General features: G+C 62.3%; 13 protein-coding genes, 1 tRNA gene and 9 pseudogenes. 15 read left to right on the forward strand and 8 right to left on the reverse strand.

All coding sequences use genetic code 11. The features are described 5' to 3' along the window. Positions 1-107 precede the first annotated feature (107 nt). The 3 genes and pseudogenes from H9L15_RS10205 to H9L15_RS10215 all read left to right on the forward strand — a co-directional run bounded on the left by H9L15_RS10205 (position 108) and on the right by H9L15_RS10215 (position 3,008). Positions 108-2,048 (forward strand): annotated as a pseudogene (locus H9L15_RS10205) (potassium transporter Kup). 31 nt (positions 2,049-2,079) lie between these two features. After that, positions 2,080-2,637, forward strand: a complete 558-nt coding sequence (locus H9L15_RS10210; protein ID WP_187714005.1) for a PRC-barrel domain-containing protein — start codon at positions 2,080-2,082, stop codon at positions 2,635-2,637. Further along, positions 2,622-3,008, forward strand: coding sequence for a 2'-5' RNA ligase family protein (locus tag H9L15_RS10215; RefSeq protein WP_317617489.1), 387 nt, complete (start codon positions 2,622-2,624; stop codon positions 3,006-3,008). The genes H9L15_RS10210 and H9L15_RS10215 overlap by 16 nt, the downstream gene beginning before the upstream one ends. 112 nt (positions 3,009-3,120) lie before the next feature. Here H9L15_RS10215 and H9L15_RS10220 read toward each other — a convergent pair whose 3' ends face one another. Next, a complete protein-coding gene (locus H9L15_RS10220) occupies positions 3,121-3,546 on the reverse strand; it encodes a DUF3775 domain-containing protein (RefSeq protein ID WP_187714006.1) in 426 nt (141 codons plus the stop codon). Positions 3,547-3,681: 135 nt separating this feature from the next. Here H9L15_RS10220 and H9L15_RS10225 point away from each other — a divergent pair. Beyond that, a tRNA-Met gene (locus tag H9L15_RS10225) sits at positions 3,682-3,758 on the forward strand. 13 nt (positions 3,759-3,771) lie between these two features. On the opposite strand, the gene H9L15_RS10230 is transcribed toward H9L15_RS10225, so the two are convergent. Further along, the gene (locus H9L15_RS10230) at positions 3,772-4,065 is read right to left on the reverse strand and encodes a WGxxGxxG family protein (protein ID WP_187714007.1); all 294 of its coding nucleotides are present in this window, start codon (positions 4,063-4,065) and stop codon (positions 3,772-3,774) included. A gap of 22 nt (positions 4,066-4,087) precedes the next feature. After that, on the reverse strand, positions 4,088-4,321 hold the full coding sequence (locus H9L15_RS10235; RefSeq protein ID WP_187714008.1) for a hypothetical protein: 234 nt from the start codon (positions 4,319-4,321) through the stop codon (positions 4,088-4,090). 407 nt (positions 4,322-4,728) lie between these two features. Here H9L15_RS10235 and proS point away from each other — a divergent pair. From proS to dnaE, 5 genes and pseudogenes are all read left to right on the forward strand, one after another. Beyond that, positions 4,729-6,050, forward strand: a pseudogene (gene proS, locus H9L15_RS10240) (proline--tRNA ligase). After that, complete coding sequence (locus H9L15_RS10245; protein WP_187714009.1) at positions 6,047-7,297, forward strand: lipoprotein-releasing ABC transporter permease subunit; 1,251 nt, start codon at positions 6,047-6,049, stop codon at positions 7,295-7,297. Before proS ends, H9L15_RS10245 begins: the two are co-directional and overlap by 4 nt. Next, positions 7,290-7,963 (forward strand): annotated as a pseudogene (locus H9L15_RS10250) (ABC transporter ATP-binding protein). Before H9L15_RS10245 ends, H9L15_RS10250 begins: the two are co-directional and overlap by 8 nt. Further along, positions 7,963-8,859, forward strand: coding sequence for a lysozyme inhibitor LprI family protein (locus H9L15_RS10255; protein ID WP_187714010.1), 897 nt, complete (start codon positions 7,963-7,965; stop codon positions 8,857-8,859). The pseudogene H9L15_RS10250 and the gene H9L15_RS10255 overlap by 1 nt, the downstream one beginning before the upstream one ends. Positions 8,860-8,995: 136 nt before the next feature. After that, a pseudogene (gene dnaE / locus H9L15_RS10260) lies at positions 8,996-12,392 on the forward strand (DNA polymerase III subunit alpha). Here dnaE and H9L15_RS10265 read toward each other — a convergent pair. From H9L15_RS10265 to H9L15_RS10275, 3 genes and pseudogenes are all read right to left on the reverse strand, one after another. Continuing rightward, the gene (locus tag H9L15_RS10265) at positions 12,389-13,063 is read right to left on the reverse strand and encodes a hemerythrin domain-containing protein (RefSeq protein WP_187714011.1); all 675 of its coding nucleotides are present in this window, start codon (positions 13,061-13,063) and stop codon (positions 12,389-12,391) included. The pseudogene dnaE and the gene H9L15_RS10265 overlap by 4 nt on opposite strands. A 357-nt stretch (positions 13,064-13,420) precedes the next feature. Beyond that, positions 13,421-14,065: pseudogene (mtgA, locus tag H9L15_RS17610) on the reverse strand (monofunctional biosynthetic peptidoglycan transglycosylase); the annotation flags it as partial. 99 nt (positions 14,066-14,164) lie between these two features. Further along, a complete protein-coding gene (locus H9L15_RS10275; protein WP_187714013.1) occupies positions 14,165-15,727 on the reverse strand; it encodes a hypothetical protein in 1,563 nt (520 codons plus the stop codon). A gap of 93 nt (positions 15,728-15,820) precedes the next feature. Between H9L15_RS10275 and alaS the strand changes: the two genes are divergently transcribed. Together alaS and H9L15_RS10285 are read left to right on the forward strand one after the other, a co-directional pair. Then, on the forward strand, positions 15,821-18,478 hold the full coding sequence (alaS, locus tag H9L15_RS10280) for an alanine--tRNA ligase (protein ID WP_187715873.1): 2,658 nt from the start codon (positions 15,821-15,823) through the stop codon (positions 18,476-18,478). Then, complete coding sequence (locus tag H9L15_RS10285) at positions 18,475-18,918, forward strand: GFA family protein (RefSeq protein ID WP_223276154.1); 444 nt, start codon at positions 18,475-18,477, stop codon at positions 18,916-18,918. Before alaS ends, H9L15_RS10285 begins: the two co-directional genes overlap by 4 nt. Here H9L15_RS10285 and H9L15_RS10290 read toward each other — a convergent pair. Further along, positions 18,876-20,665: pseudogene (locus H9L15_RS10290) on the reverse strand (cation:proton antiporter domain-containing protein). The gene H9L15_RS10285 and the pseudogene H9L15_RS10290 overlap by 43 nt on opposite strands. An 83-nt stretch (positions 20,666-20,748) precedes the next feature. Here H9L15_RS10290 and H9L15_RS10295 point away from each other — a divergent pair. Next, complete coding sequence (locus H9L15_RS10295; protein WP_187714014.1) at positions 20,749-20,955, forward strand: hypervirulence associated TUDOR domain-containing protein; 207 nt, start codon at positions 20,749-20,751, stop codon at positions 20,953-20,955. An 88-nt stretch (positions 20,956-21,043) separates the two neighbouring features. Then, a pseudogene (locus H9L15_RS10300) lies at positions 21,044-22,224 on the forward strand (FAD-dependent oxidoreductase). On the opposite strand, the gene H9L15_RS10305 reads toward H9L15_RS10300, so the two are convergent. Next, a complete protein-coding gene (locus H9L15_RS10305) occupies positions 22,154-23,407 on the reverse strand; it encodes an NADP-dependent isocitrate dehydrogenase (RefSeq protein ID WP_187714015.1) in 1,254 nt (417 codons plus the stop codon). The pseudogene H9L15_RS10300 and the gene H9L15_RS10305 sit on opposite strands and share 71 nt — an antisense overlap. A 100-nt stretch (positions 23,408-23,507) precedes the next feature. Here H9L15_RS10305 and H9L15_RS10310 point away from each other — a divergent pair. Then, positions 23,508-24,250 (forward strand): annotated as a pseudogene (locus H9L15_RS10310) (phosphatidylserine decarboxylase). 47 nt (positions 24,251-24,297) lie between these two features. Continuing rightward, positions 24,298-25,067: pseudogene (locus H9L15_RS10315) on the forward strand (CDP-alcohol phosphatidyltransferase family protein). Positions 25,068-25,447: the final 380 nt, after the last annotated feature.

Here is a 25,447-nt window from a genome sequence, read left to right on the forward strand (position 1 = left end):
ATTGCGGCTGTACCCGCGAGTGCTAGTGCGGCGCGCCGCCGGTCGGGTGGCGGTGCGGGGGCACCAGGAATGCGGGTTCGCGGTCGGTCCAGGCAGTTTCTTCTTTCATGAACGTCACAGCAAGCGGGGGTGCCGAAGCCGAAACCCCACAGGATCATTCGTCCGGGCACGGCCACGGCGGATCATTGGCCAAGCTCGCCGTCGGCGCGATTGGGATTGTCTTTGGGATATCGGCACGTCGCCGATCTACGCATTTCGCGAGACCTTCGCCGGCCACCACACACTGACGGTCGATCAGCTTCACGTGCATGGCGTGCTGAGCCTGATCTTCTGGTCCATGCTCATTATCGTGACCCTAAAGTACGTCACGATCATCATGAGGGCCGATAACAAGGGCGAGGGCGGGAGCCTGGCGCTTTTGGCCCTGATCAATCGCCAGATCGGCGGCAAGAAACGATGGACCACCGGGATCGTCCTCCTCGGCGTGTTTGCGACGGCGCTCTTCTACGGCGACTCGATGATCACGCCCGCCATCTCGGTCCTCTCGGCAGTGGAGGGCTTAACGACGGTCAACGTCGGGCTCGAGCCCTATGTCATCCCGATTGCGGTCGCCATTCTTGTCGGGCTTTTCGCCATCCAGTCGCACGGCACGGCTCGGGTCGGGGCGCTGTTCGGGCCAGTGATGCTGTTCTATTTCGTGACCATCGCGGTGCTCGGCGTGATCCACATCATGGATCGCCCGCAGGTCATCCTGAACACCCTCAATCCCTGGCACGCGGTCCACTTCTTCGTGCAAGAGCCGACGCGCGCGTTCATCGCGCTTGGCTCCGTCGTTCTCGCCGTGACCGGCGCAGAAGCGCTCTACGCGGACATGGGGCATTTCGGACGAAGGCCGATCCGCGTGTCGTGGATCTATTTCGTTATGCCTGCCCTGCTCCTGAATTACATGGGACAGGGGGCGATGCTTCTCTCGATGGAGGAAGCCCAGGCTCTCGAAACGGTCAAGAATCCGTTCTTCTATCTCGCGCCGGATGCGCTGCGTCTGCCGCTGGTCCTGCTCGCCACCATGGCGACGATCATCGCGAGCCAAGCCGTGATTTCAGGAGCCTTCTCGGTCACGCAGCAGGCGATCCAGCTGGGCTTCGTCCCGCGCCTCCGCATCGCGCACACCAGCGAAAGCGCTGCCGGCCAGATCTACATTCCGGTCGTGAATTGGGCGCTGATGATCATGGTGATCCTGCTCGTGATCATGTTCGGCAGCTCTTCGAACCTGGCCGCGGCTTACGGTATCGCGGTGACCGGCGCGATGCTGATCGACGCGGTTCTGATCTCGGTCGTGTTGCTGCAGCTGTGGAACTGGAATCGCTTCCTGGCGATCGGCCTGCTTGCGCTCTTCTTTACGGTCGACGGTCTCTATCTTGGCGCCAACCTGCTGAAGATCCCGCGGGTGGGTGGTTCCCGCTGCTGATCGGAGCCATCGCCTTCACTCTGCTTACGACTTGGGCGAAGGGCCGCCAGCTGCTTATTGCCCGCATGGACGAAGCCAGCCTGCCGATGGAGATCTTTATCAAGTCGGCGGCGACCAGTGCGGCGCGTGTGCCTGGCACGGCCGTGTTCATGACCAGCTCCGCCGCTGGCGTGCCGCATGCGCTGCTTCACAACCTGAAGCACAACAAGGTGCTTCATGAGCGCGTGATCCTGCTTACCGTGAAGATCCAGGACGTGCCTTACGTACCGGAGGAAAAAAGGTCGGAGACCGTCGATTATACCGCCGGTTTCTACCGCGTGATCCTAAACTACGGCTTCATGGAAGAAGTGAACGTTCCTGCGGCGCTGACCAAGCTCAGGGCACCGGTCCCGCGTGCAAGATGATGGACACCAGCTTCTTCCTCGCACGCCAGACCTTGATCGCGTCTTCACGCCCGGGAATGGCAATCTGGCGTGAAAAGCTGTTCGCCTGGATGTTGCGCAATGCAGAAAGCGCGATGGAATTCTTCAAGCTGCCGACCAATCGCGTCGTCGAGCTGGGCAGCCAGGTCGAGATCTGAACCATCGGCCCGCCCCGCGCATTTCCGCGCAATGGCTGATACCATTTCCTGGATCGCGACAGTCGCGACAATCATCGCCGCCTCGATGACGGCAGCAAACCTCGGATCGCGAGTTACGGGATACGGGTTCTGTGTCTTCCTCGTCGGGTCCCTGTCATGGCTTGCCGCGGGCCTGATGACGAACCAGCCGGCTTTGACCTGGACCAACGTCGTTCTGACGGTCCTGAACATCTTCGGCATCTGGCGGTGGCTAGGCCGGCAGGCAGGGATCGAGAAGGGCGCTTCCGTCGCGGCCTCCGCGAGTGCGCAAGAGCCGGAGGAAAGCCTCTTTCCTGTCTCGCTCCTCCTGAAAGCGCCGATCGAGGCTGGAGATGGCTCCATCGGAACGTCTGTAGACGCGATGGCGGGCTGCCAAAGTGGACGTCTTCGCTATGTCGTTGCCTCCGAAGGCGGCGTGGCCGGTGTCGGTGAAACACTCCGCAAAATTCCTTGGAGAAATGCGCGAGTGGATTCGGATCGTCTCGTCGTCGAAATGGGGGCGATGGACGACTTTCAGCAGATCGAGAAGGATCGATGGCCGGCCCGCTGATCGTGACGGCAGAGCTTGCGGAGCCTGATTTTGCATGGCTGAACGGGCTGCGGTGCCAGCACTTTCCGCCAGAGCGGAACCAACTTCCGGCTCATCTCACCATGTTCCATGCGATCCCTCCGTCGGCGGAGGATGAGGTTCGCGGAATCCTGCGGCGGCTTGCTGAATACGCCGCTCCACGAGCTTGGATCGCGGGTGTCATGAACCTTGGTGGCGGAGTGGCGCTGCGGATTGCTTCGGATGAACTCGACGCCATGCGGTCGGAGATCGCGACGCGCCTTCACGGGCTCCTGACCGCTCAGGACTCGGCAGGATGGTCCGCCCACGTAACCATCCAGAACAAAGTCGCCCGAAGGTTGCACGGGCACTGATCGAAGCGCTAGGTGAGACGTACGACCGGCGCCCGGTCTCGATCTCCGGTCTAGGACTCCATCGCTACATGGGCGGGCCTTGGGAAACGCTAAGGACGTATTCCTTCAGGGGTTAGCTGAGGTCGCCGATCCCGTCGCAACTCAGATCGAAGGCCGCCATCCCGGCTTCCAGCACAGACGCCAGCATTGGCATGTCCATCAGCTCCGCGATCGCAGCATCGCTTCCGCCGCGAGTGAGGTCGCTCGCTTCCTCGACGGCCTCGTCCCAGTCGCCAACGTCATAGGTGCCTTGTCCGACCCAGCAGAACGCGACGACTTCGGCCAGCTGATCCTCTCCAAGGTCTTCGAAAACTGCCTTCAACTCTTCCTCGACACTGTCATTGATCGAGTCGTCGAGGACCGAGAGGGTGCCTTCTTCCTCATCGTCGACATTGTCCGCAGCCTCGCCACCGTCATAGTCGGTCGGCGTCTGGGCCTCATATTCACGCGCCCGAAGGATGATCCGGCAAAGGGTCTCGAGCGGGGTCAAAGGGTCCATCAACGTGCCTTTCGATTATGCCGGTTGAACGAGAGCAGCCGTAAGCGGTTCCTCGCGTTGACCGACACAATGTGCACACCTATATGGCCGCGGCGCTACCCGCCCGGCGGGAATGCGAATATCATGCCTTATCGGGGCGGAGTAGCTCAGCTGGTTAGAGCAGCGGAATCATAATCCGCGTGTCGGGGGTTCAAGTCCCTCCTCCGCTACCACCCCGCAAGCAGATCAGTCGCGGCGCTTGCGTCCCAGCAGCCCGACGAGCCCTACCAGCCCGACGATGCCCCACGGAAATCCGCCACCCGACTTCCGCTCGTGAGTCGGCGCCGGAGCAGGTTCGGTGACTTCCGTTGTCATCGTTTCGGCAGGAGCCGCGTTGAGGTCTGTCGGCGCAACCACATTATCGGCGGGAGCCGCGGTCATTGCGGCATTCGCATCGACCGCCGCGTTCGTATCGTTTTGAGCAGCTGCCGGCGCCGCGGAAATTGCGGCCGCCAAAGCAAACACAATCACTTTGCGCATTTCTGGTCTCCTTGCGCCGTCGCTATTCGACGGAGGCGGGGTGATAGCTGTCCTCGCCGTGTTCCTTTTTCAGACCCAGCAGGCCTAGCAGTCCCAAAGCGCCGAGCAGGTTCAGCCAGTCGATCTTGGGCGGGCCGCTCCGCAGGCGTTCCTGCGTTTCGGTCCGGATACCGCTTTCGTTGGTGTCCTGCGCTTGCGCAGCGGGGGCGGCCAGTGCGGCCGCCACGAGCATGCCGAGCATCCATCGAGTTCGCATGGTGCCCTCCTGTATTTGCGCCAGTCGTTGCGCAGGAGTCGCATACCACCTTATGCGCAACGGTTGGAAGAGGGCTTGGATTTCCGCCAAAAAGCAAACGCCCGGACCGCTGAGCGACCCGGGCGTCCTGCGTGACGATTGCTCGTCAGCCCCCTTGGTGTCCTGCTGCGTCCCGCCTTTAGCGCGTCGCTGCAGGCTTCCGACATCGGCCCCAAGGGGCAGCCCGACGGAAGAGCCTCAAGCTAGGCCGCATCTCCCGGCTTGTCACTTGCATATCGAACCTGCCCGGGTTTTTGCGCATCGCCTGTGTCGAGTCTGCCACATCGGCAGACGTGGCTCGTCGCATTGCGCTTGTTGGAATAGCGCCTTAGGGCACCGGCTCTCGCCACGCTTGGAGGCAATTGAAATTGCGCGTTTCCCGCTATTTTCTGCCAGTCCTTAAGGAAAGCCCGACGGACGCCCAGATCGTCAGCCACAAGCTGATGCTGCGGGCCGGGCTCGTTCGTCAGACCGCTGCGGGAATCTACTCCTGGCTGCCAATAGGCTTCCGAGTCCTGCAGAAGATCGAGCAGATCGTTCGCGAGGAACAGGATCGCGCTGGAGCGATCGAGATGCTGATGCCGACGATCCAGTCGGCCGACCTGTGGCGCGAGAGCGGACGATACGACGCGTACGGCCCGGAAATGCTGCGCATCCGGGACCGGCATGATCGCGAGATGCTCTACGGTCCGACGAATGAGGAAATGCTCACCGCGATCGTTCGCGACGAGCTGAAGAGCTATCGCGAACTTCCGCGTACGCTCTACCACATCCAATGGAAGTTCCGCGACGAAGTGCGCCCTCGCTTCGGCGTGATGCGCGGGCGCGAATTCCTGATGAAGGACGCCTACAGCTTCGATCTCGACGAAGAGGGTGCGCGGCAGAGCTATTACACGCAGTTGCTGGCTTATCTGCGAACGTTTCAGCGCCTCGGAATTCAGGCAGTGCCGATGAAGGCTGCGTCTGGCCCGATCGGCGGCGACCTCAGTCACGAATTCATCGTCCTCGCGCCCACCGGCGAGAGCGAGGTGTTCTATGACGCAGCATTCGAGGAATTCGACTGGCAACAGTCAGATCTCCAGTATGGCGACGCCGAGGGCCTGAAGGCGCTGTTTGAGCGGGTGAGTTCTACCTACTCCGCGACCGACGAGACGCACGACGAGGCCCGCTGGGCAACGCTTTCCGAAGACCGCAAGCGGACCGGTCGAGGGATCGAAGTCGGTCACATCTTCTACTTCGGCGACAAATATTCCGCGGCCATGGGTCTCAAGGTCTCGGGCTCGGACGGGAAGCCGGTCACTCCGATGATGGGAAGCTACGGCGTCGGTGTTTCCCGGCTGGTGGGCGCAATCATCGAGGCGAGCCATGACGACGCCGGCATCATCTGGCCCGAGAGCGTGGCGCCTTGGAAGGTTGGCATCGTTACCATGCGGCAGGACGACGAGCCGAGCGTGGCGGCAGCCGAGGAGCTGTACGGCAATCTGCAGCTTGCCGGCATTGAAGTCGCCTACGACGATCGCGACGAGCGCGGCGGGCGAAGCTGGCGACGATGGATTTGATCGGACTGCCTTGGCAGGTCGTGGTCGGACCGCGCGGGATCGCGGCAGGAACGGTGGAACTCAAGCGCCGTTCATCTGGTGAGCGCCATGAGCTGAGCGTGGAATCCGCTCTCGCGAGGCTGTCCGAATGATCCTGAACAGGTACGAGCGCGCGGTCGCTCGACGCTATCTTCTTCCCGGCAAGGGTGAGGGATTCATCTTCCTCGTCGCCTCGATCAGCCTGTTTGCGGTTGCTCTTGGGGTTGCCGCGCTGATCATCGTGATGAGCGTAATGAACGGCTTTCGCGCCGAGCTGTTCGACAAGATTGTCGGACTCAACGGGCACGCGATCGTTCAGGGTTATGAGGGGCGCCTGGCCGACTGGCAAAACATTGCCGACACCGCGCGCAAGCTTCCCGGCGTCACGTCGGCGACTCCGCTGATCGAGCAGCCACTGATGGCCTCGGCCAATGGCCGCGTCGAAGGCGTGATCGTCCGCGGCCTCCGCCTGGAAGACATCCGCGGCAACAAAGTGATCACAAGCAACGTCCTGTCCGGAAACATCAATTCGATCACACCGGGCAGCGGGCGGGTCGCAATTGGGTCGCGGCTCGCGGAGACGCTTGGCGCCTACGTCGGGAGCGAAATCAGCCTGATCAGTCCGGACGGCCGCTCCACCCCGGTCGGGACGGTTCCACGGATCGTCTCCTACCAGGTGGGAGCCATCTTCGAGGTCGGCGTCTACGATTACGACAAGTCGTTTGTCGTCATGCCGATGCAGGACGCCCAGACCTTATTGATGATGGGCGACCAGGTGGGGATGGTCGAAATCCAGACCAGCAATCCGGACAAGGCTCGTCAGATCCTCGAACCCCTCGCTCCAACGGTTCAGGGCAAGGGGATTCTCGTCGACTGGCAGCAGATGAACTCGGCGCTGTTCGAGGCGCTGGAGATCGAGCGCGTCGCAATGTTCGTCGTCCTGTCGCTGATCGTGCTGGTCGCGGTGTTCAACATCCTGTCGTCGCTGATCATGCTCGTCCGGGCGAAGACCCGCGACATCGCGATCCTGCGGACCATGGGCGCCAGCCGGCGGAGCATGATGAAGGTCTTCGTGACGGTTGGTGTGACCATCGGATCGCTCGGGATCGTATTGGGCATCATTCTTGGCGCGATCTTCCTCTTCTTCCGGCAGTCGGTAGTGGACGGGATTCAGTTCGTGACGGGCCAGAACCTGTGGGATCCATCGGTGCGCTTCCTTTCGGAGCTGCCGTCCAAATCCGATCCGGTCGAAGTCACCGCGATTATCCTGATCGCCCTGATCCTGTCCTTCCTCGCGACACTGTACCCGGCGTGGAAGGCCGCGAGCACCGATCCGGTCCAGGTCCTTCGCTATGAGTGACGCAGTCCTTTCGACGCGTGGCCTCAAGCGGAGCTTCACGCAGGGCGACGTCACAATTCATGTCCTCCGAGGTGTGGACCTGGATGTCATGCCCGGCGAGATCGTTGCGTTGCTCGGTCCTTCGGGATCGGGCAAATCCACATTGCTTCAAGCGGTTGGCCTGCTCGAAGGCGGGTTCGAAGGGTCGATCCGGATTGCGGGCCGCGAGGCATCCACGCTCGACGACAACGGGAGGACCGACCTGCGCCGCAATGCGCTCGGGTTCGTTTACCAGTTTCACCACCTCCTTCCGGAATTCAACGCGCGCGAAAATGTAGTGCTTCCGCAGCTGATCCATGGCGCGGAGACCGATGCCGCGCGAGGGCGTGCGGAGCAGCTTCTCGGGCGCTTGGGCTCGGATCGCGGCTCGATCACCGTCCTTCGAAACTTTCCGGCGGCGAGCAGCAGCGCGTTGCGGTCGCGCGGGCCCTTGCCAACAAGCCGCCGCTGGTCCTCGCGGATGAGCCGACCGGCAATCTTGACGAAGCAACCGCCGATACGGTGCTGGCCGAGTTCCTCTCGCTGGTACGCGGGGAGGGGAGTGCGGCCCTTGTCGCCACTCACAACGAACGGCTTGCGGCGAAGATGGACCGCGTGGTGCGTCTCCACGAAGGTCAGCTGCAGTAGTGGACCCGCAAGGCGAAGGCGGCGGTCAGCGCATCAATGCGACCGTGATTGCTTCCGTCGCGCTTGGCGTCCTTATCCTGATCCTGGTCGGTATGATGCTGTGGGGCAGCCGCTCCAGCGAGAACGATCGCCTGACCGGTGACGAGGTTAGCGCGTCAGCGGGCGATCCGTCGTCACTCTGTTCAGGAGAAGCGACCTCCGCGGCCATTCGGACCGCGATCTTCCAGCAGGCAGCGGAGCTTCGCGGTAGCGATCAGGCGGCTCTCGCCAAGATCGCCTCGGCCGCCTCCGTCCGCATGGAAGCCGCGGTGCTTCGCGATGAAGGCACGGATGGCAGTGTCACTTGCAACGGGACCTTGACGCTCGACCTTCCTCCCGGCGTTGCTGCCGGTGGTAAGAGCTCGCTCAGTGCCGATGTTCTCTATACCGTCCAACAGGGTGCGGGATCGGATGCGCGGACGGTCACGTTGACGGATGCCTCGGCGATCGTCGGGCCACTCTCGTCAATTGCGACGACAGCGCCGGACAATACGGATCCGTTGTCGAACACAACGATCAATGGAGTTGACGTCATAACACCGCCCGATCCGCTGGCTCCCCAGCCGGAAGCTGCGGGCGGGCCAAGCTTCAACTGCGCAAATGCACGCACGGCGGGAGAAGCTGCGGTCTGCGACGACCCAAATCTCGCCGCCCTCGACCGCAGGATGTCCGCGCAATTCGCCGGCGCATTGGCCCAAGCGAGCCCGGAACAGCGCGAGCTCCTCATCCGTACCCGCAACGAATTCCTCGGCTATCGCGATCAGTGTACGGAAAATGCCTGCATCGCCGACACGTACCGTGGACGCATGCGCGAAATTCGCGACATCATGACTGGCGACTGGCACCCCCAAAGATAGTTGCCATAGCGTTCGGGCGGCACCTCAAAAACATGTGGAAAAGCGCGGGCGTGCAGATGCGTTTTGTCGCTTACGGCGCCATATTCGGCGAGTGACTCAGCCCTACGTTTCGCTTCGCGTCTTCTCTTCCTTCACGATGCTAGAAGGGGCGATGGAGCCGAAAGCGATTGCGGAGCGCGCGGCCAAGCTCGGTTTCCCGGCCGTCGCCCTGACCGACCGCAATGGACTCTACGCCGCGATGGCTTTCACGGATGGGTGCTCCGCAAAGGGCGTTCAGCCAATCGTTGGGGCTATGCTCGCTGTTGCGCGACCTCCAGAGCTGGGCATTGGAGTCGATTGGATCGTCCTGCTCGCTAAAGACGAGCAGGGCTATTCGAACCTGTGCCACCTCGTCTCCTCTGCGCACCTCGACCGTCCGGTCGAGTTCGATCCTCACGTGGAATTCAGCGCCCTTGAGGCGAAGAGCGAGGGCCTCATCGCTCTGACAGCCGGCTCAGAGGGGGCGCTCGCCCGTCTCGTGTCAGAAGGGCAGCTGGACAAATCTAAGGCCTATCTGGACCACCTGCAGGCCGCGTTCCCGGACCGCCTGTACGTCGAAATTATCCGCCGCGGAGATCCCGTTGAAGAAGCGTCGGAAGACCGGCTGATCGAACTTGCATACGAACGCGATCTTCCGCTCGTGGCGACCAATCCGGCAGCCTACTCCGATCCAAGCTTCCATGCCGCGCACGATGCCATGCTTTGCATCGCGCAATCCGCTTACGTCGAAAGCTCCGACCGGAAGACGTCTTCGCCCGAAGCATGGCTGAAGGACTCGGCGGCGATGGCGGAACTGTTCATCGATCTTCCGGAAGCATTGGCCAATACAGGCGTCATCGCCATGCGCTGCGCCGTCGGGGCGCCGAGCCGTCGGCCCATCCTTCCAAGGCTTTCCGACCATGAAGATGAGCAGCTACGCACCGATGCCTTCGCCGGCCTGGATGCGCGTCTCGTGGGCCGCAACGAGGAGGAAAAGGCCGCCTATCGAGAGCGGCTCGAGTTCGAGATTGACGTCATTACCCGCATGGGGTTTGCCGGCTACTTCCTGATCGTCGCCGACTTCATCAAATGGGCGAAAGCGCACGATATTCCGGTCGGGCCGGGTCGCGGCTCCGGGGCAGGATCCGTCGTCGCCTGGGCACTGACGATCACCGACCTCGATCCGCTTGCCCTCAATCTGCTCTTCGAGCGCTTCTTGAACCCGGAACGTGTGTCGATGCCCGACTTCGACATCGACTTCTGCGAAACCCGTCGCGACGAGGTCATTTCCTACGTCCAGCAGAAGTACGGGCGCGATCGCGTTGCGCAAATCATTACCTTCGGGCGCCTGAAGGCGCGCGCGGTGCTGAAGGACACCGGGCGCGTCCTGCAGATGAGCTATGGGCAGGTCGACCGCCTCGCCAAGCTGATCCCCAACCATCCGACCGATCCGTGGACTCTCGAGCGCTCGCTGAATGGCGTGTCGGAGCTAGCGGCCGAGTACAAAGGCGATTCCGAGGTTCGCCGGCTGTTCGACCTGGCGATGAAGCTCGAGGGCTTCCTCGCCACGCGTCGACTCACGCTGCGGGCGTTGTCATCGGCGACCGCAGCCTTGACGACCTGGTGCCGCTGTATCGCGATCCGCGATCCGACATGCCGGTCACTCAGTTCGACATGAAATATGTCGAGGCCGCGGGTCTGGTGAAATTCGACTTTCTCGGCCTGAAGACACTCTCGGTGCTCAAGGAAGCCGAGCGGCTGCTGGCCGAGCAGGGCATCGAAGTCGAGTTCTCGACCCTGACCTGGGACGATCCGGACGTCTACGAACTTCTCCAGCGCGGCGACACGGTCGGCGTGTTCCAGCTGGAATCCGAGGGTATGCGGCGAACACTTGCGGCCGTCCGCCCGACCAACTTCGGCGACATCATCGCGCTCGTCTCGCTGTACCGGCCGGGTCCGATGGACAACATTCCGATGTTCGGCGACCGCAAGAACGGACGCGCCGAACTCGCTTATCCGCATCCGATGCTGGAGGAAGTGCTCAAGGAGACTTACGGGATCTTCGTCTACCAGGAGCAGGTGATGCAGGCGGCGCAGGTGCTCGCTGGCTATTCACTGGGCGAAGCCGACCTTCTCCGCCGTGCCATGGGCAAGAAGATCAAGTCGGAGATGGATGCGCAGCGGGCGCGCTTCGTCGAGGGCTGCAAGGCGCATAATATCACTCCGGCCAAGGCGTCAGAGTTGTTCGATTTGATCGACAAGTTCGCCGGGTACGGCTTCAACAAGTCGCACGCAGCCGCTTACGCGCTGGTCGCTTATCACACGGGTTGGCTGAAGGCGCATCACCGCCCGAATTCTATGCCGCGTCGATGAGCTTCGACATCGCGCTGACCGACAAGCTGGCCTTGTTCGTGGAGGACATGCGGCGCGGCGAGATCGAATGCCTGCCGCCCTGCATCAACGCGAGCGAGGCGGCCTTCTCCGTTGAAAACGGCAAGGTCCGTTATGCCCTTGGCGCCCTCAAAGGGGTTGGCGAGAAGGCGATGGAAGCGCTCGTTACGGAACGTGAGATGAACGGCCCGTTCAAGTCCCTCGATGACTTCGCCGAGCGGATCGACCCGCGCCTGCTCAACCGGCGCCAGATCGAGAGCCTCGCCGCTTCGGGCGCTTTCGACGCGATCGCTCCCGACCGGGCAGCAGTCCATGCGTCGGCCGAAACCATCCTTGCCCACGCGGCCAGCGCGGCCGATCAGCGCAACAGCGGGCAGGGTGGGCTGTTCGGCGGCGGCAGCTCTGCGATGGCTCCAATCCGGCTGACCAAGGCCGAGGCATGGTCGCTCGCTCAGCGGATGGCGGCCGAGCGTGACTCGTTCGGCTTCTATTTCTCCGCCCATCCGGTGGATTCCCACCGGCACATCCTGGAAGCGAACAAGGCAAAGACCTTTGCGCAGCTTGCCGATTTGCCGATGCCCGCAGAGGGCAGGGCGGGTGCCGTGATGGCGGCGCTGGTGGAAGATGTGCGCTGGAGAACGTCGGCCAAGGGGCGCCGCTATCTGATGGCGACGCTCAGCGATTCCTCCGGGCAATTCCAAGCCAGCATTTTCGACGATGACGCCAGTGCGGCTGTGGAAGCTGCCGCGAAGGCTCAGACTTGCGGCCTGCTGACCGTCGAACTCGACAAGCGTCCGGGCGACGAACTTCCGCGCGTGGCGATCAAACGTTTCCAACCGCTGGAGACGTTGGCGAAGCGGACAAGGCTGCAGATGGAAGTACGCGTGCCATCCGCGACGCTTGTGCCAGCAATTGCCCGAGAGCTGTCCAACGTTGGCGGTGGCGGCGGGCTTGTGCGCCTGTTCCTCCCCTTGTCGACCGGCGGCGAAGCAATTGTCGTGGCGGGTCGCGACTTCGCGCTCGATGCAGAGCTCCAGGCTCGCATCGAGCGGATTGCCGGCGAGGGAGTGTCGACCTTTCCGTGCAGGAACCGCCGAGACTCGCCCTCGTCAGCTAGCGGCTAAGCCATCCAGAAGCCGTCTGCGTTCACAAGGCCCGTGATCTTGGCATTCTGTTCGTCGCTAAGATCGCGCTTGAAGGCGGGGAAGACTTCTTCCTCTTCCATGTGCGCGTGCTTCGACACCAAAGAGCGGAACTCCCGGACTTTCTCGAGCCAGTTCGGGGCCTCCGGGCCCATGTTCTTGAGTTCGTAGAGGTAGGTCTTGACGTAACCGTGCTCGCCTTCGAGCTCGTCGGCGTTGACGGCCATGTTGGCTTCGCGAAGTGCGGGATAAACGACCATTTCCTCCTGGTGCGCATGCTTGTCGAGCGCATGGGTCAGCTTCATCAGCAGCATGCTGCGCTTCCAGGTCTGCGTCTCGTCGGTTGCCAGCATCTTGTCGAAGATGCCCAAGGCCAGCTCGTGCTCAGCGGCGAGGATGTCATCCCAGTCGCCCGCTAGGGATTCCATTCCCTGCATCAGGAATTTGCGGCCGTAGTTCGCCGCAAAGCCGATTGCTGCGCCGGCCAGCGCTGCTCCGAGAAGCGGCCCGGCGTTCTCGCCCCAGGTAAAGGCGCTCCGGTCACCACCGCTTCGGGTCTGGCTGCGGTCGCTGTTGCCGTTACCTGATCGTGACGAGCCGCGATTGTTCGAGCGGCTGCTGGATGAGGATCGACTCTGAGTACGTGTAGCCATCACTTGTCCTCCATTTTGGGTTTGCGGCCTGAACGGCGGGCAAGCACCCGTCGTTCCTCAACCGAACGCAAAAAGGCCGGGCGATGAACGGTTTAGCTACTGACCGACCGGCGGAGGCGGCGGACTTTCCTCTGATCTGACGGGAGGGCTCGCCTCATTCGTCGCGGGTTGCTGCTGAGGAGCCGGCGCGGGGGCGTTGATGACAACCGGCTCCGGCGACTCAGGCGGCAGCTCTTCGACGGCCTCATTTAGCGGAGGCAGGGGTTTCGCGCTTTCATATTCTTCACCTGGGAGACCCGTGGATGGCCTTGCGGTCTTCGGCGCATCCTTGTTCTTCGGAGGAACGACGTCGCGGTAGACGCAGGCGTCGAGACCGTCGCGGGCAACGATGCCGATCCTCGAGCTGATTGAATTGCCATAGCGGCGCGTGAACCCCTTCGGTGTGACCGCTCCGCGCTTCTTTGGAAGAGGGAGGACCGCGGCGATACGCGCAGCTTCCGTCGGACTCATCGCGCTCGCGTCGTGATCGAAATAGCGCTGCGATCCCGCGTTGACGCCATATGTGCCGATCCCGGTTTCAGCGACGTTGAGATAGACCTCCATGATCCGGCGCTTGCCCCAGACATGCTCGATAAGGAACGTGAACCAGGCTTCCAGGCCCTTACGGAAATAGCCGCCTCCCTGCCACAGGAAGACGTTCTTGGCGGTCTGCTGACTGATCGTTGATCCGCCGCGGATTCGACCTCCGGAAGCGTTGCGTTTCATTGCATCTTCAATGGCTTCCACATCGAAGCCACTATGGGAACAGAACTTGCTGTCTTCGGCGCCGATCGCGGCGCGGACCATGTCGCGATCGATGTCCTCGATGCTCATCCAGTCCTTCGTCGCACCGCGTCCGGCGACGATGTCTCCAAGCATGGTCGCTGTGATCGGCGGGTTTACGAAGCGATAAGCCAGCACCCACAGGAATGAGCCGACCAGGAAAATGAGCGCCAGCTTCATCAAAAACACGATCAGTCGGACGATCGGACCGCGCTTGTTCGGCCTACGGCGCTTGTACTGGGGAATGGTGGACTTGGGTCGCTTCGCCATGCAATTCGACTAGCGAGCGGCCGACGCGCCGTCGAGCTTGGCCATCAACGCCAGCGTGCCGGGATCATTCTTGCGGAACGCCAGAGCGGCGGCCGCCTCTCGGCGTGCTCCCGCCAAATCACCCTGCGCCTCCAACGCGAGGGCGAGGTCACGGCGCACCGGATAGTGCCATGCGGGAGGATCCGAGACGGACCGGAAGTCGTCGCTCTCCTCGTGCTCCGCGGCTTCCGCGAAGGCCTGGGCAGCCTCCTTCGGCCGATGCGCCATCATGTCAGCGCGGCCCACAAGCACGTTGCGCGCGATGTAAGTCATGGTCTGGGCCTGCAGCGAGCCGTCGTCCTTGCTGAGTTCGCCGGTGACGCCATGAATCGCGGCTGCTTCCTTGCGGACCGCTTCCTCATTCCCAAGCTTCGCAAAGGCTTCGCCGCGCGCGTAATGCCATGCGGCCTCGAGGAACGGCAATTTCGGTTGCGGAAGAGCCAGCACGTCCTTTGGGTCCGAGAATAGGGCCATGGCGTAATAGCCGTTCGCGGCAATCATCTGCCGATAGGGTCCGGCCTTGCCGTCCGATTGCGACATCTCGACAAGCGGACGGCCGAGCCGGAGTGCGATGTCGGCATCGCCTGCCTGAAGCGCGCCCCCAAGTCCGAAGGTTACGTTGTGCGCGTGATACGGCAGTCCCCACACGCCGTTCGGTGCGGGAAGGCCCAGCTTCTTCGCGTTGTCGATACCGATTTCGACGGCCCGCATGTTCGCCTTTGCCGCATCCTCATAGCGGCCGACCCAGTAATAGGTGTGGCTTGGCATGTGGACGAGATGGCTCGCCCTTGGAGCCAGCGTCCCAAGCCGGTCCGCGTAGGGCTCCGCGAGCGCCGGTCGCTCGGCGATCTCCGTTGCGTGGATGTAGAAATGGATTGCCGGTGTATCGTTCGGATTGCGCCGAAGTACGCGCTCGAGCAGCGGGATCGACAGCTCGGCATTCAACTTCCAGTCCTCTGCGGTATCGGCCTTCGTCATCAGCCATGCGTCCGCGGCCATGACGGCGATCTCGTCATCGTCAGGATATCTCGAAGCGAGAGCGGCCATCGCCTTCGCGAATTTCAAATCGCCGTCCTTGCCTCCGCCACCGTCCTTGTAGCGCAACTGAAGAGCATGAATGAGCTGGCGTTCGCGCTCGGAGCCTTTGGCCTTGGCAAGGTCCGCGGCTTTGTCCGCCAGTTCGGCAAGCTTCGCGACCTCGTCCTCGCTCTTGCCGTAGTTGATCGTCGGGCCATCGGCCCAGGCCTGTCCCCATAGGCACATCGCACATTGGGGATCGAGCCGGACGGACTCCTCCATCGCTTCGACTGCGGCCTTGTGGGCGAAGGCATGAGCGAGCTGCATCCCGTTGTTGAAGAAGGCCTGCGCCTTCGGATTGGCAGTCGTGATCGTGAACCCGCCGTTACCATAGCCGTCAAGGATGAGGGCCTTCGGTGGGGTGGCCTCCTTCATCAGGTGGCCTTGGTGTTCGCTGGACTGGGCCATGACCGGCGCTGCAGCGCAGGCCAGCAAGGCAAAAGCGATGCGTTTCATGCTATCCCCCTGGCGAAGACGCTAGCATTCGAACACTGGCCGTCAACGGCGCTCCTTGCCGCAGTGCAGCAGCGCATTTACATGCCGCCTGCGATGACCTCGACGAACGATATCCGCCGCTCCTTCCTCGATTACTTCGAGACGAACGGGCATGCGCGCGTCCAATCCGCACCCTTGGTGCCGCAGAACGATCCGACCCTGATGTTCGTGAACGCGGGCATGGTGCCGTTCAAGAACGTGTTCACGGGACTCGAGAGCAAGCCTTACTCGACCGCGACCAGCTCCCAGAAATGCGTCCGCGCCGGCGGCAAGCACAACGATCTCGACAACGTCGGCTATACCGCGCGGCACCATACCTTCTTCGAAATGCTCGGGAATTTCTCGTTCGGCGATTACTTCAAGGATCGAGCGATCGAACTTGCGTGGAACCTCATTACGAAGGAATGGGGGATCAGTCCAGACCGGCTGACCGCCACCGTTTATCATACTGACGACGAGGCATTCGATCTTTGGAAGAAGATCTCCGGGCTTCCCGACAGCCGGATCATCCGCATCCCGACCAAGGACAATTTCTGGGCGATGGGCGACGACGGCCCATGCGGTCCGTGTTCCGAGATTTTCTACGACCATGGCGATCATATTCCGGGCGGTCCTCCGGGCTCGCCTGACGAAGACGGCGATCGCTTCGTCGAGATCTGGAACCTGGTCTTCATGCAATACGAGCAGGCGGCCGGTGAGATCGTCTCCGAATTGCCGAAGAAGAGCATCGATACGGGCATGGGCCTCGAGCGCCTCTCGGCGGTCCTGCAGGGCGTGCACGACAATTACGACACGGACATGTTTCGTGCGTTGATCGAAGCCAGCGAAGCGCTGACCAAGACCAAGGCGGAAGGCGACAAGCAGGCAAGCCATCGCGTGATCGCCGACCACCTGCGCGCATCGGGCTTCCTTGTGGCGGATGGCGTCCTGCCGGCGAACGAGGGCAGGGGCTATGTCCTCCGCCGGATCATGCGGCGCGCGATGCGGCACGCCCATCTGCTCGGCGCCAAGGAGCCCTTGATGTACCGCCTTGTGCCGGCGCTGGTCGCGGAGATGGGCGCGGCTTTCCCCGAGCTGGTACGAGCGCAGCCGCTGATCGAGGCTACATTGCAACAAGAAGAGGTGCGCTTCCGCCAGACGCTGGCGAACGGCCTCAAGCTACTCGACGAAGCGACTGTCTCTCTAGCGGCCGGCGGTACTTTACCCGGCGAAACGGCCTTCAAGCTCTACGACACGTTCGGCTTTCCTTACGACCTGACCGAAGATGCGCTGCGCGTTCGCGGGCTTGGTGTCGATCGCGAAGGCTTCGATGCCGCAATGGCGCAGCAGAGGGCGGCGGCGCGGGCTGCCTGGAAAGGTTCGGGCGAGCGCGCCTCCGACGAACTGTGGTTCGACATCGCCGAGGAGTTCGGGAGCACCGAATTCACTGGATATTCTGGGGATGAAGGGGAGGGCGTCGCCCTTGCGATCGTCAAGGATGGGAAGCGTGTCGAGCGGGCTGAGATTGGCGAGATCGTCGACATCGTGCCCAACCAGACGCCTTTCTACGGCGAAAGTGGCGGCCAGATCGGCGACACAGGAAAATTGACTACGCTCAAAGGCTTCCAGGGCGATGTCCAGGACACGATGAAGCCGCTTGGGCGGCTGCACGTCCTCCGCACCAAGGTCGTCGCGGGCGAGCTGACGGTCGGCGAGACCGTCCACCAAGCCGTCGATGCCGAGCGCAGGGACCGCGTCCGCGCCAACCATAGCGCAACCCACCTGCTGCATGCGGCCCTTCGCCATCGTTTGGGTACGCACGTCACCCAGAAAGGGAGCCTGGTTGCTCCCGACTACTTCCGTTTCGATTTCTCGCATCCCAAGGCGCTGACGCGCGAGGAGATCGATCAGGTCGAAGCGGATGTGAACGCGCAGATTCGGGGCAATGAGACCGTGCAGACCCGGTTAATGACGCCCGACGAAGCGATCGCCGCCGGAGCCATGGCCCTGTTCGGCGAGAAATATGGCGATGAAGTTCGCGTTCTCTCGATGGGACGAACCTCGGAGGCGGACTATTCCGTCGAGCTGTGCGGCGGGACTCACGTTCGGGCGCTGGGGGATATCCAGCTGCTGAAGATCATCGGCGAAAGTGCGGTGTCTTCCGGAGTGCGCAGGATCGAGGCGTTTACTGGCGAGGCCGCTCGCAAATGGCTCGGCGATCGCGACACCAAGCTGCGGGAGGCGGCCGCGACACTCAAGTCATCGCCGGATGAAGTGCCCGCGCGGATCGCATCGCTGGTCGAAGAGCGGCGGCGCTTGGAGCGCGAGCTCGCCGACGCAAAGAAGGCGTTGGCCATGGGCGGAGGCTCGGCGAAGGCGGATGCGACGGCGCCAGAGCAGGTCGGCGGTCACAGCTTCCTCGGTCAGGTCGTAGAAGGCTTGAATCCCAAAGACTTGCGGTCCACCGTTGACACCATGAAGCAGCGCGTCGGTTCGGGAATTGCAGCGCTCATCGCGGTCAACGATGGGCGCGCGAGCGTCGCCGTCGGCGTAACCGACGATCTGACGGGACAGGTCAATGCCGTCGACCTTCTCAAGGCGGCGGTCAGCGCGCTCGGCGGGCAGGGCGGCGGAGGACGGCCCGATATGGCGCAAGGCGGCGGACCTGACGGGTCCAAGGCGGAGGAAGCGCTTGCGGCGGTCAAGGACGCGCTGGAAAAGGTCGCTGCGTGATCGATACGGCTGGCACTGAGCCAGTTACACTGAACGGCTCATGCCATTGCGGTGCGGTCAGGTTTACGGCCGAGCTGCCACTCGGCCTTTCGTCCGCGCGGCGCTGTACCTGCAGCATCTGCCGGATGCGTGGTGCGGTGGCGGTCACGTCGACGCCTCAGGGATTCCATCTGCTTCAAGGCGAGGAGCAGCTCGGAACCTATCGCTTCAATACGAGGTCGGCCGAGCATCACTTCTGCACCGTCTGCGGCATCTACACTCACCACAAGCGCCGGTCGAACCCCGATCAGCTCGGCGTCAATGTTGCCTGTCTCGAGGGCCTCTCACCGTTCGACTTCAGAGAAATCGTCGTCTTCGACGGCGACCGTCACCCGGCGGATAATGCGGAGCACAAGACTTACGCCGCGGGCGTGCTTCGGTTCGAACCCGCAACCGACTGACGCGAGTCCCTTGCTCTGCGCCGTCCAAGTCGCGGCTCAGCCTCCATTTCCGCCTGCGCCATGATCTCTGATCGCAGTTCCGACCTCTTCTCGTGGATGCTGGCGATGACGGGTCCCATCGCCACGCCAATGTCGACCAGGACAGCTTCGGACAGCTGAAGGGATGCTTCGAGCGTCTCCGGCACGGCGTCGGTCACGCCGGCTTCGTAAAGCTTGGCCGCATGGTCGGTGTCACGAGCTCGGGCGATGATGGCGAGCTCCGGAAAACTGCTCCGCAGCCGTCTTGTCAGGCGCGCGACGAGCACGGGATCGTCCATCGTCAGGACCAGGGCGGAGGAGCTTCCCAAGTTCAATTTCTCGATCAGTTCGGTGCGCGCGACATCTCCGAACAGAATGCTGTAACCGGCCTCTCGCGCAGACATAACGTTGTCGATGTCGCTGTCGACGGCGAGATAGGGGCGGCCGTGTTCCTCGAGCATGTCGGCAACCATCCGCCCGACCCGGCCGAAGCCGAACACAATTGTACGTCCTTCGGCACCGCCTTCCGCGGCTTCGAGGGCGTGCGGGTCGACACGCCTTGCAGCCAGCCGGCCGAGCATTGCCAGCAGGGGCGTAATGGTGAGGCCGATCGCCGTCGCTGCCTGCCAGAAAGTCGCGGTGCTTTGCGCGATTGCACCCGTTGCCGCAGCAGCGCCAAGTAGGATCAAAGTCGTCTCCGAGGGCGAGGCCATCAGCAGACCGGTTTCGGCGGCTACGCCGACACGCGAGCCGCTCAACCGCAACAGCCCACCCGTTACGAATGCTTTGACGACGAGAATGCCCACCAATGCCAGGAGCAGCTGCGGCCAGATGCTGGTCAGCAACCGGAAATCAATTCGCATGCCGATCGTGATCAGGAAAATTCCGAGTGCGAGGCCGCGGAACGGCGCCGTCACCACTTCGACTTCGCTATGATATTCGGTCTCGGCGATCAGGACGCCAGCGATCAGCGCTCCCAGGATCGGTGATAGTCCAACCGCGCCGGTGGCAATGCTTGCAAGGATCACCACCAGCAGGCTGACGGCCAAGAAAATCTCTGGGCTCTTGGTCCGCGCCGCCTGGGCAAACAGCGCGGGAAGGAAAAGCCTGCCGATGAGCAACAGTCCGCCGATGACGATCGCCCCTTTCCACGCCACCTCAATGAGGCCGGACGCGGCAGCTGCGGCGGCGGTGCCGAAAACGAAGAGCAGCGGCACGAGTGCAAGGTCCTCGAACAGCAGCATGGCAAGCGCCGCCTTTCCGACGGGGCTCGTCGTACCGGCGATCGGCAGCACCAGTGCAGTGGACGACATTGCAAGGGCGAAACCGAGGACCGCAGCGCTCGAAGCCGTGTGACCAAAAAGCGCCAGCGCACCGCCGATCAGAGCCGCGCTCAAAATGAGCTCAGCTGCCCCAATCCCGAATACCATCTTCCGCATCGCGACGAGGCGTCGAAAACTTAGTTCGAGCCCGATCGCAAAGAGGAGAAGGATAATGCCGAACTCGGCGAATGGGTCGATCGCCTCACGGTTGGAAATGGTCAGGTAGTTCAGCCACGAGAACTCATGTGTCAGGCCACCGAGGCCGGAAGGACCGACGATCATCCCGACCAGGATAAAGCCGATCACCGGCGAGATGCGCAGGCGGGCAAAGGCCGGGATGACGATCCCTGCTGCCCGAGGATCACCAGGGCATCGCTGAAGCCAGATGTTCCGAATTCGCCGTGCATACCGGCTTTAGAGCAGGTGCCCGAAAATCTGTCACCCTCGCGGCTTGCTCGAACGTTTCCTCCAGCGTCTGGAGAAAATGATCATGAGCAAGCAGTTGAAGGCTGGCGACAGCGTTAGTTGGAAATCGCATGGCGGTACGGCCGAAGGAAAGGTCGTGAAAAAGCTCACGGAGCCAACCCACATCAAGGGTCACAAGGTCGCCGCGTCGAAGGATAATCCCGAATACCTCGTGGAGACGGATGACGGGAAGCAAGCAGCCCACAAAGCGGAGGCGCTCACTAGGCGCTGACTTCCGGCCGTAACGGCTGTAAGCCGACGGCATGACGTCAGAGCAAGACGCAGACCTCATCGTCGTTGGCGGAGGGCCGGCGGGCGTCATGGCCGGCCTGCTTTTCGCGCGCGCCGGCTGCGAAGTTCGCATCTTCGAGAAGCATGCTGATTTCTTCCGCGATTTCCGCGGCGACACGGTTCATCCCTCAACGATGGAGATCCTCGATCAGCTCGGGATGCTGGAGCGCTTCCTCCAGCGCCCGCATAACAAGGTCGATAAGGCGGAACTACGGCTGGCCGGGCGTGAATGGACGATCGGCGACTTGTCACACCTTCACACGCCCGCGCCATTCATTGCGATGATGCCGCAGTGGGAATTTCTCGATTTCCTTCGCGTCGAGGCCAAAGCCTTCCCGGCTTTCACCTCGAGATGGAGACGCCGGTCGAAAGCTTTGCTGAGGAGCAGGGCAGGGTGGTTGGCGTCCGACTGAAGAATGGTCGCGATGTTCGAGCACCGCTCACAATCGCCGCTGACGGCCGAGCATCGATCGTTCGGCAAACCTTGCCCGTTGAGGACCTCGGCGCGCCGATCGACGTCTTCTGGTTTCGCCTCGCCAAGCCGGAGAAGGAGGTCGGCGGGCTGCGGGGTAATGTCGAGAGCGGCCGCATTCTGGTAATGATCGATCGCGGCGATTACTGGCAATGTGCGTTCGTCATCCCGAAAGGAGCCGCTGAAGCCTACCAGCAGCGGGGGATCGAAGCGATCCGCGAGGAAGTGGCGGCGGCGGCACCTGAAGGGCTGAACCTAACCGAGCTCGACGAGATTACGGATTTGCACCTTTTGAGCGTGAAGCTCGACCGGCTCACGACCTGGCACCAGAACGGCTTGCTGGCGATTGGTGACGCAGCTCATGCAATGTCACCAATCGGAGGCATTGGCATCAACCTCGCGGTTCAAGATGCAGTTGCCGCGGCCAACATTCTCGCGGCGCCGCTGGCACGAGGCGAGGATGTCGATCCGTACCTCCGCAAGGTCGAGGAGCGCCGCCTGTTCCCGACACGCGTGATCCAAGGCGCACAAAAGGCCGCGCAGGAACGCGTCATCGGTCGCGTCATTCAGTCTCGGGAGCCAATCCGGCGGGCGCCGTTCATCGTGCGCCTGTTCGATCGCTTCCCGCTTCTGCGCAGGATTCCAGGACGCCTTGTCGGGCTCGGCGTCAGGCGCGAGCGGGTTCGCTCTCCGCTGGCGCCTCTTCCCAGGATTTCATCGTCGTTTCGAGGTTCTTGACGATCGTGTCGAAGAACTGCTCGGTGGTCATCCAGGGCTGATCCGGGCCGACGAGGATTGCGAGGTCCTTCGTCATGTGACCGGCCTCGACCGTGTCGATGCAAACCTGCTCGAGCGTTTCCGCAAATCGGACGACGTCGGGCGTCTCGTCGATCTTGCCGCGGAACTTCAGGCCGCCGGTCCACGCGAAGATGGACGCGATTGGATTGGTCGAGGTCGCCTTGCCCTGCTGGTGCATACGGTAGTGGCGGGTGACGGTGCCGTGAGCAGCCTCCGCTTCGACCGTCTTGCCGTCCGGGGTCATCAGGATCGAGGTCATCAGGCCCAACGAACCAAAGCCTTGAGCAACCTGGTCCGACTGAACGTCTCCGTCGTAGTTCTTGCAGGCCCAGATGAACTTGCCGCTCCATTTGAGAGCGCTGGCGACCATGTCGTCGATCAGGCGATGCTGATATTCGATACCCAGTTCGTCGAACTTCGCCTTGAATTCGTTGTCGAAGGTTTCCTGGAAGATATCCTTGAAGCGACCATCGTAAGCCTTGAGGATCGTATTCTTCGTCGACAGGTAGACCGGCCACTTGCGGTTGATTCCGTAGTTGAAGCTGGCGCGGGCAAAGTCGCGAATAGACTCGTCCAGGTTGTACATCCCCATGGCGACGCCGGCGCTCGGGAAATCGAACACTTCATGCTCGATCTCCTGGCCGTCCTCTCCGACGAACTTAATTGTCAGCTTGCCGGGACCGGGGACCTTGAAATCGGTCGCCTTGTACTGGTCGCCGAACGCGTGACGACCGATCACGATCGGATCCGTCCAGCCAGGGATGATCCTCGGCACGTTGGCGATGACGATGGGCTCGCGAAACACGACGCCGCCAAGAATGTTGCGGATGGTGCCGTTGGGCGATTTCCACATCTTCTTAAGGCTAAATTCTTCAACTCGGGCTTCGTCAGGCGTGATCGTTGCGCACTTCACGCCTACGCCGTGCTTCTTGATCGCTTCGGCGGCCTCGACCGTAATCCTGTCCTCGGTCTCGTCGCGCTTCTCGATGCCGAGGTCGTAGTAAAGCAGGTCCACATCGAGGAATGGCAGGATCAGGCGCTCTCGGATCCACTGCCAGATGATGCGGGTCATTTCGTCGCCGTCGAGCTCGACGACCGGGTTTTTCACCTTGATCTTGGACATAGACTTCCTGCTTTTCGGATTTGGCGGGCATTAGGACGCGGACCCGCTTCAGGCAACCGCAGCGTTGTGCGCTGCCGACAGCCTCTTTAAGGAGGCGCCCATGCCCTCACTGGACAAGCCCGGCGGCGCGCTCGCCCCGACCACCACCGTCAAATGGCGTTTCCCCTCAACCCACCCGGAAGGCCGCAAGTTCGCAGCCGGTTCTGCCGCCGTCACATTGTTCGCGTTCCTTCTTGGCTGGCAGTTCGTCGGCTGGATCCTGGTCGGACTGACGATCTGGATCTTCGCGTTCTTTCGCGACCCGATCCGAACCACACCGCGCGGCGACAATCTGATCATTGCCCGGCAGACGGGCTGATCACGATGATTTCGAAAGTCGCTCCGCCGCCTGAACTGGCCGGAGCGGAAGGGCTGGATGCGACTGAGTACACACGCGTTTCGATTTTCATGAGCGTGTTCGACGTCCACATCAATCGGTCGCCTGTGACCGGGCGTGTGCGGAAGGTGGCCTACATGCCAGGCAAATTCCTGAACGCCGATCTCGACAAAGCGAGTGAGGACAATGAGCGGCAACACATCGTCGTCGAGACAGGCGCGGGCGTCCGGATCGGCTTCACGCAGATCGCGGGCCTCGTCGCGCGCCGAATCCTGACGTTCGTGCAGGAAGGCGATATTGTGGAGGCGGGCGAACGCGTCGGCCTCATCCGCTTCGGGAGCCGCGTCGACGTCTATCTGCCGGCAGGGACCGGACCTCGCGTCCTTCTTGGCCAACGCGCGATCGCCGGCGAGACGGTAATCGCCGAACTTGGGGTGCAGCCGGAGCTGGTCGGGATCAGCCAGTGACCGAAGAGCACGACCTTCGCGGGCGGCATGGAATTCCGTTCCGGGCGATGGTCCCGAATGCGATCACTCTTCTCGCGCTGTGCTTTGGCCTGACTGGCGTGAGCCTGGCCATCGGCGCCGAATGGGAAAAGGCATTGGCTGCAGTCGTGTTCGCAGGCGTGCTGGACGGCTTCGACGGACGGATCGCTCGCTTGTTGCGCGCGCAGAGCAGATTCGGGCAGAACTCGACTCTCTCAGCGACAATATCGCGTTCGGGACTGCTCCGGCCCTGATCCTTTTCCTGTGGTCGCTCCAAACCGCGCCGCGGTTCGGATGGATCGCAGCGCTAGCGCTCGCTGTTTGCTGCGCTCTTCGACTCGCTCGCTTCAACGCGCGCATCGATGCCGACGATCAGCCCCACAAGTCGGCCGGCTTCAACACCGGTGTTCCCGCACCTGCGGGGGCGGGGCTCGCCTTCGTGCCGATCTTCCTGTGGCTGATTACCGGCGAAGACGTTTTTAGGCGGTGGGAACTGGTGATGGCGTGGACGTTGTTCATCGCCGCGCTGATGATCTCGAGCCTTCCAACCTTCAGCTGGTCCTCAATTCGCATCCGAAGTGGAATGCGCCTCTTCGCCTTGGCCGGCGTGGCGCTTCTTGGAGCGTCACTGATCCGGGCGCCGTGGATTACACTCTTGGCGGTGGCGCTGCTTTACCTCCTAATGCTGCCGTTCGCCTTCGCGTCCTATCAAAAGGTCAAGCAGCGGCGCGCAACTGGGGCTTGGCCCGCAGGGGCTGACGTCGCGCCATCCGTGCGCGAGACGGCCGGAACCGAATAACCAGAGAAACGCCGGTTGTTGCGGGCACTTCGCCACGCAGGGCCGCGGCAATGCGCGGCCCGGAGCGTGCGAAAATCTCGGTGAAGACGACGGTTGCGGCCCACAGGACCGACAGGAAGACCAGGGTAACGATCGGTGCGATCATGACGACGTCCCTTTGTTTGACGGCACAACCGTAACGGACTTGCTTTGTTCCGCCTTGGTCTGCGCCGAAGCTGCTGGGACGGACCAATGTTCCTAATTTGTTCTTATTCGTCAAGTGGCAAAGTTTGAAGCTCCACTGCCCTTGAAACTACTGGCACCTTCCGCTAATTGGCGCGCCATCCCACAGGCGGAGCTTACATACCGGTGCCAGTCGAAAGATTGGTGACACGGCTCCG

It is taken from the genome of Sphingomonas daechungensis (assembly GCF_014489495.1).
GTDB classification, from domain to species: domain Bacteria; phylum Pseudomonadota; class Alphaproteobacteria; order Sphingomonadales; family Sphingomonadaceae; genus Sphingomicrobium; species Sphingomicrobium daechungense.

Excerpts from the sequence above, each read along its gene's own strand:
- H9L15_RS10265 (WP_187714011.1), bottom strand. The coding sequence starts at position 13,063 with ATGGCTACACGTACTCAGAGTCGATCCTCATCCAGCAGCCGCTCGAAC.
- H9L15_RS10295 (WP_187714014.1), top strand. The coding sequence starts at position 20,749 with ATGAGCAAGCAGTTGAAGGCTGGCGACAGCGTTAGTTGGAAATCGCAT.
- H9L15_RS10215 (WP_317617489.1), top strand. The coding sequence starts at position 2,622 with ATGGCCGGCCCGCTGATCGTGACGGCAGAGCTTGCGGAGCCTGATTTT.
- H9L15_RS10245 (WP_187714009.1), top strand. The coding sequence starts at position 6,047 with ATGATCCTGAACAGGTACGAGCGCGCGGTCGCTCGACGCTATCTTCTT.
- alaS (WP_187715873.1), top strand. The coding sequence starts at position 15,821 with ATGACCTCGACGAACGATATCCGCCGCTCCTTCCTCGATTACTTCGAG.
- H9L15_RS10235 (WP_187714008.1), bottom strand. The coding sequence starts at position 4,321 with ATGCGAACTCGATGGATGCTCGGCATGCTCGTGGCGGCCGCACTGGCC.
- H9L15_RS10275 (WP_187714013.1), bottom strand. The coding sequence starts at position 15,727 with ATGAAACGCATCGCTTTTGCCTTGCTGGCCTGCGCTGCAGCGCCGGTC.
- H9L15_RS10210 (WP_187714005.1), top strand. The coding sequence starts at position 2,080 with ATGGCTGATACCATTTCCTGGATCGCGACAGTCGCGACAATCATCGCC.
- H9L15_RS10305 (WP_187714015.1), bottom strand. The coding sequence starts at position 23,407 with ATGTCCAAGATCAAGGTGAAAAACCCGGTCGTCGAGCTCGACGGCGAC.
- H9L15_RS10230 (WP_187714007.1), bottom strand. The coding sequence starts at position 4,065 with ATGCGCAAAGTGATTGTGTTTGCTTTGGCGGCCGCAATTTCCGCGGCG.
- H9L15_RS10220 (WP_187714006.1), bottom strand. The coding sequence starts at position 3,546 with ATGGACCCTTTGACCCCGCTCGAGACCCTTTGCCGGATCATCCTTCGG.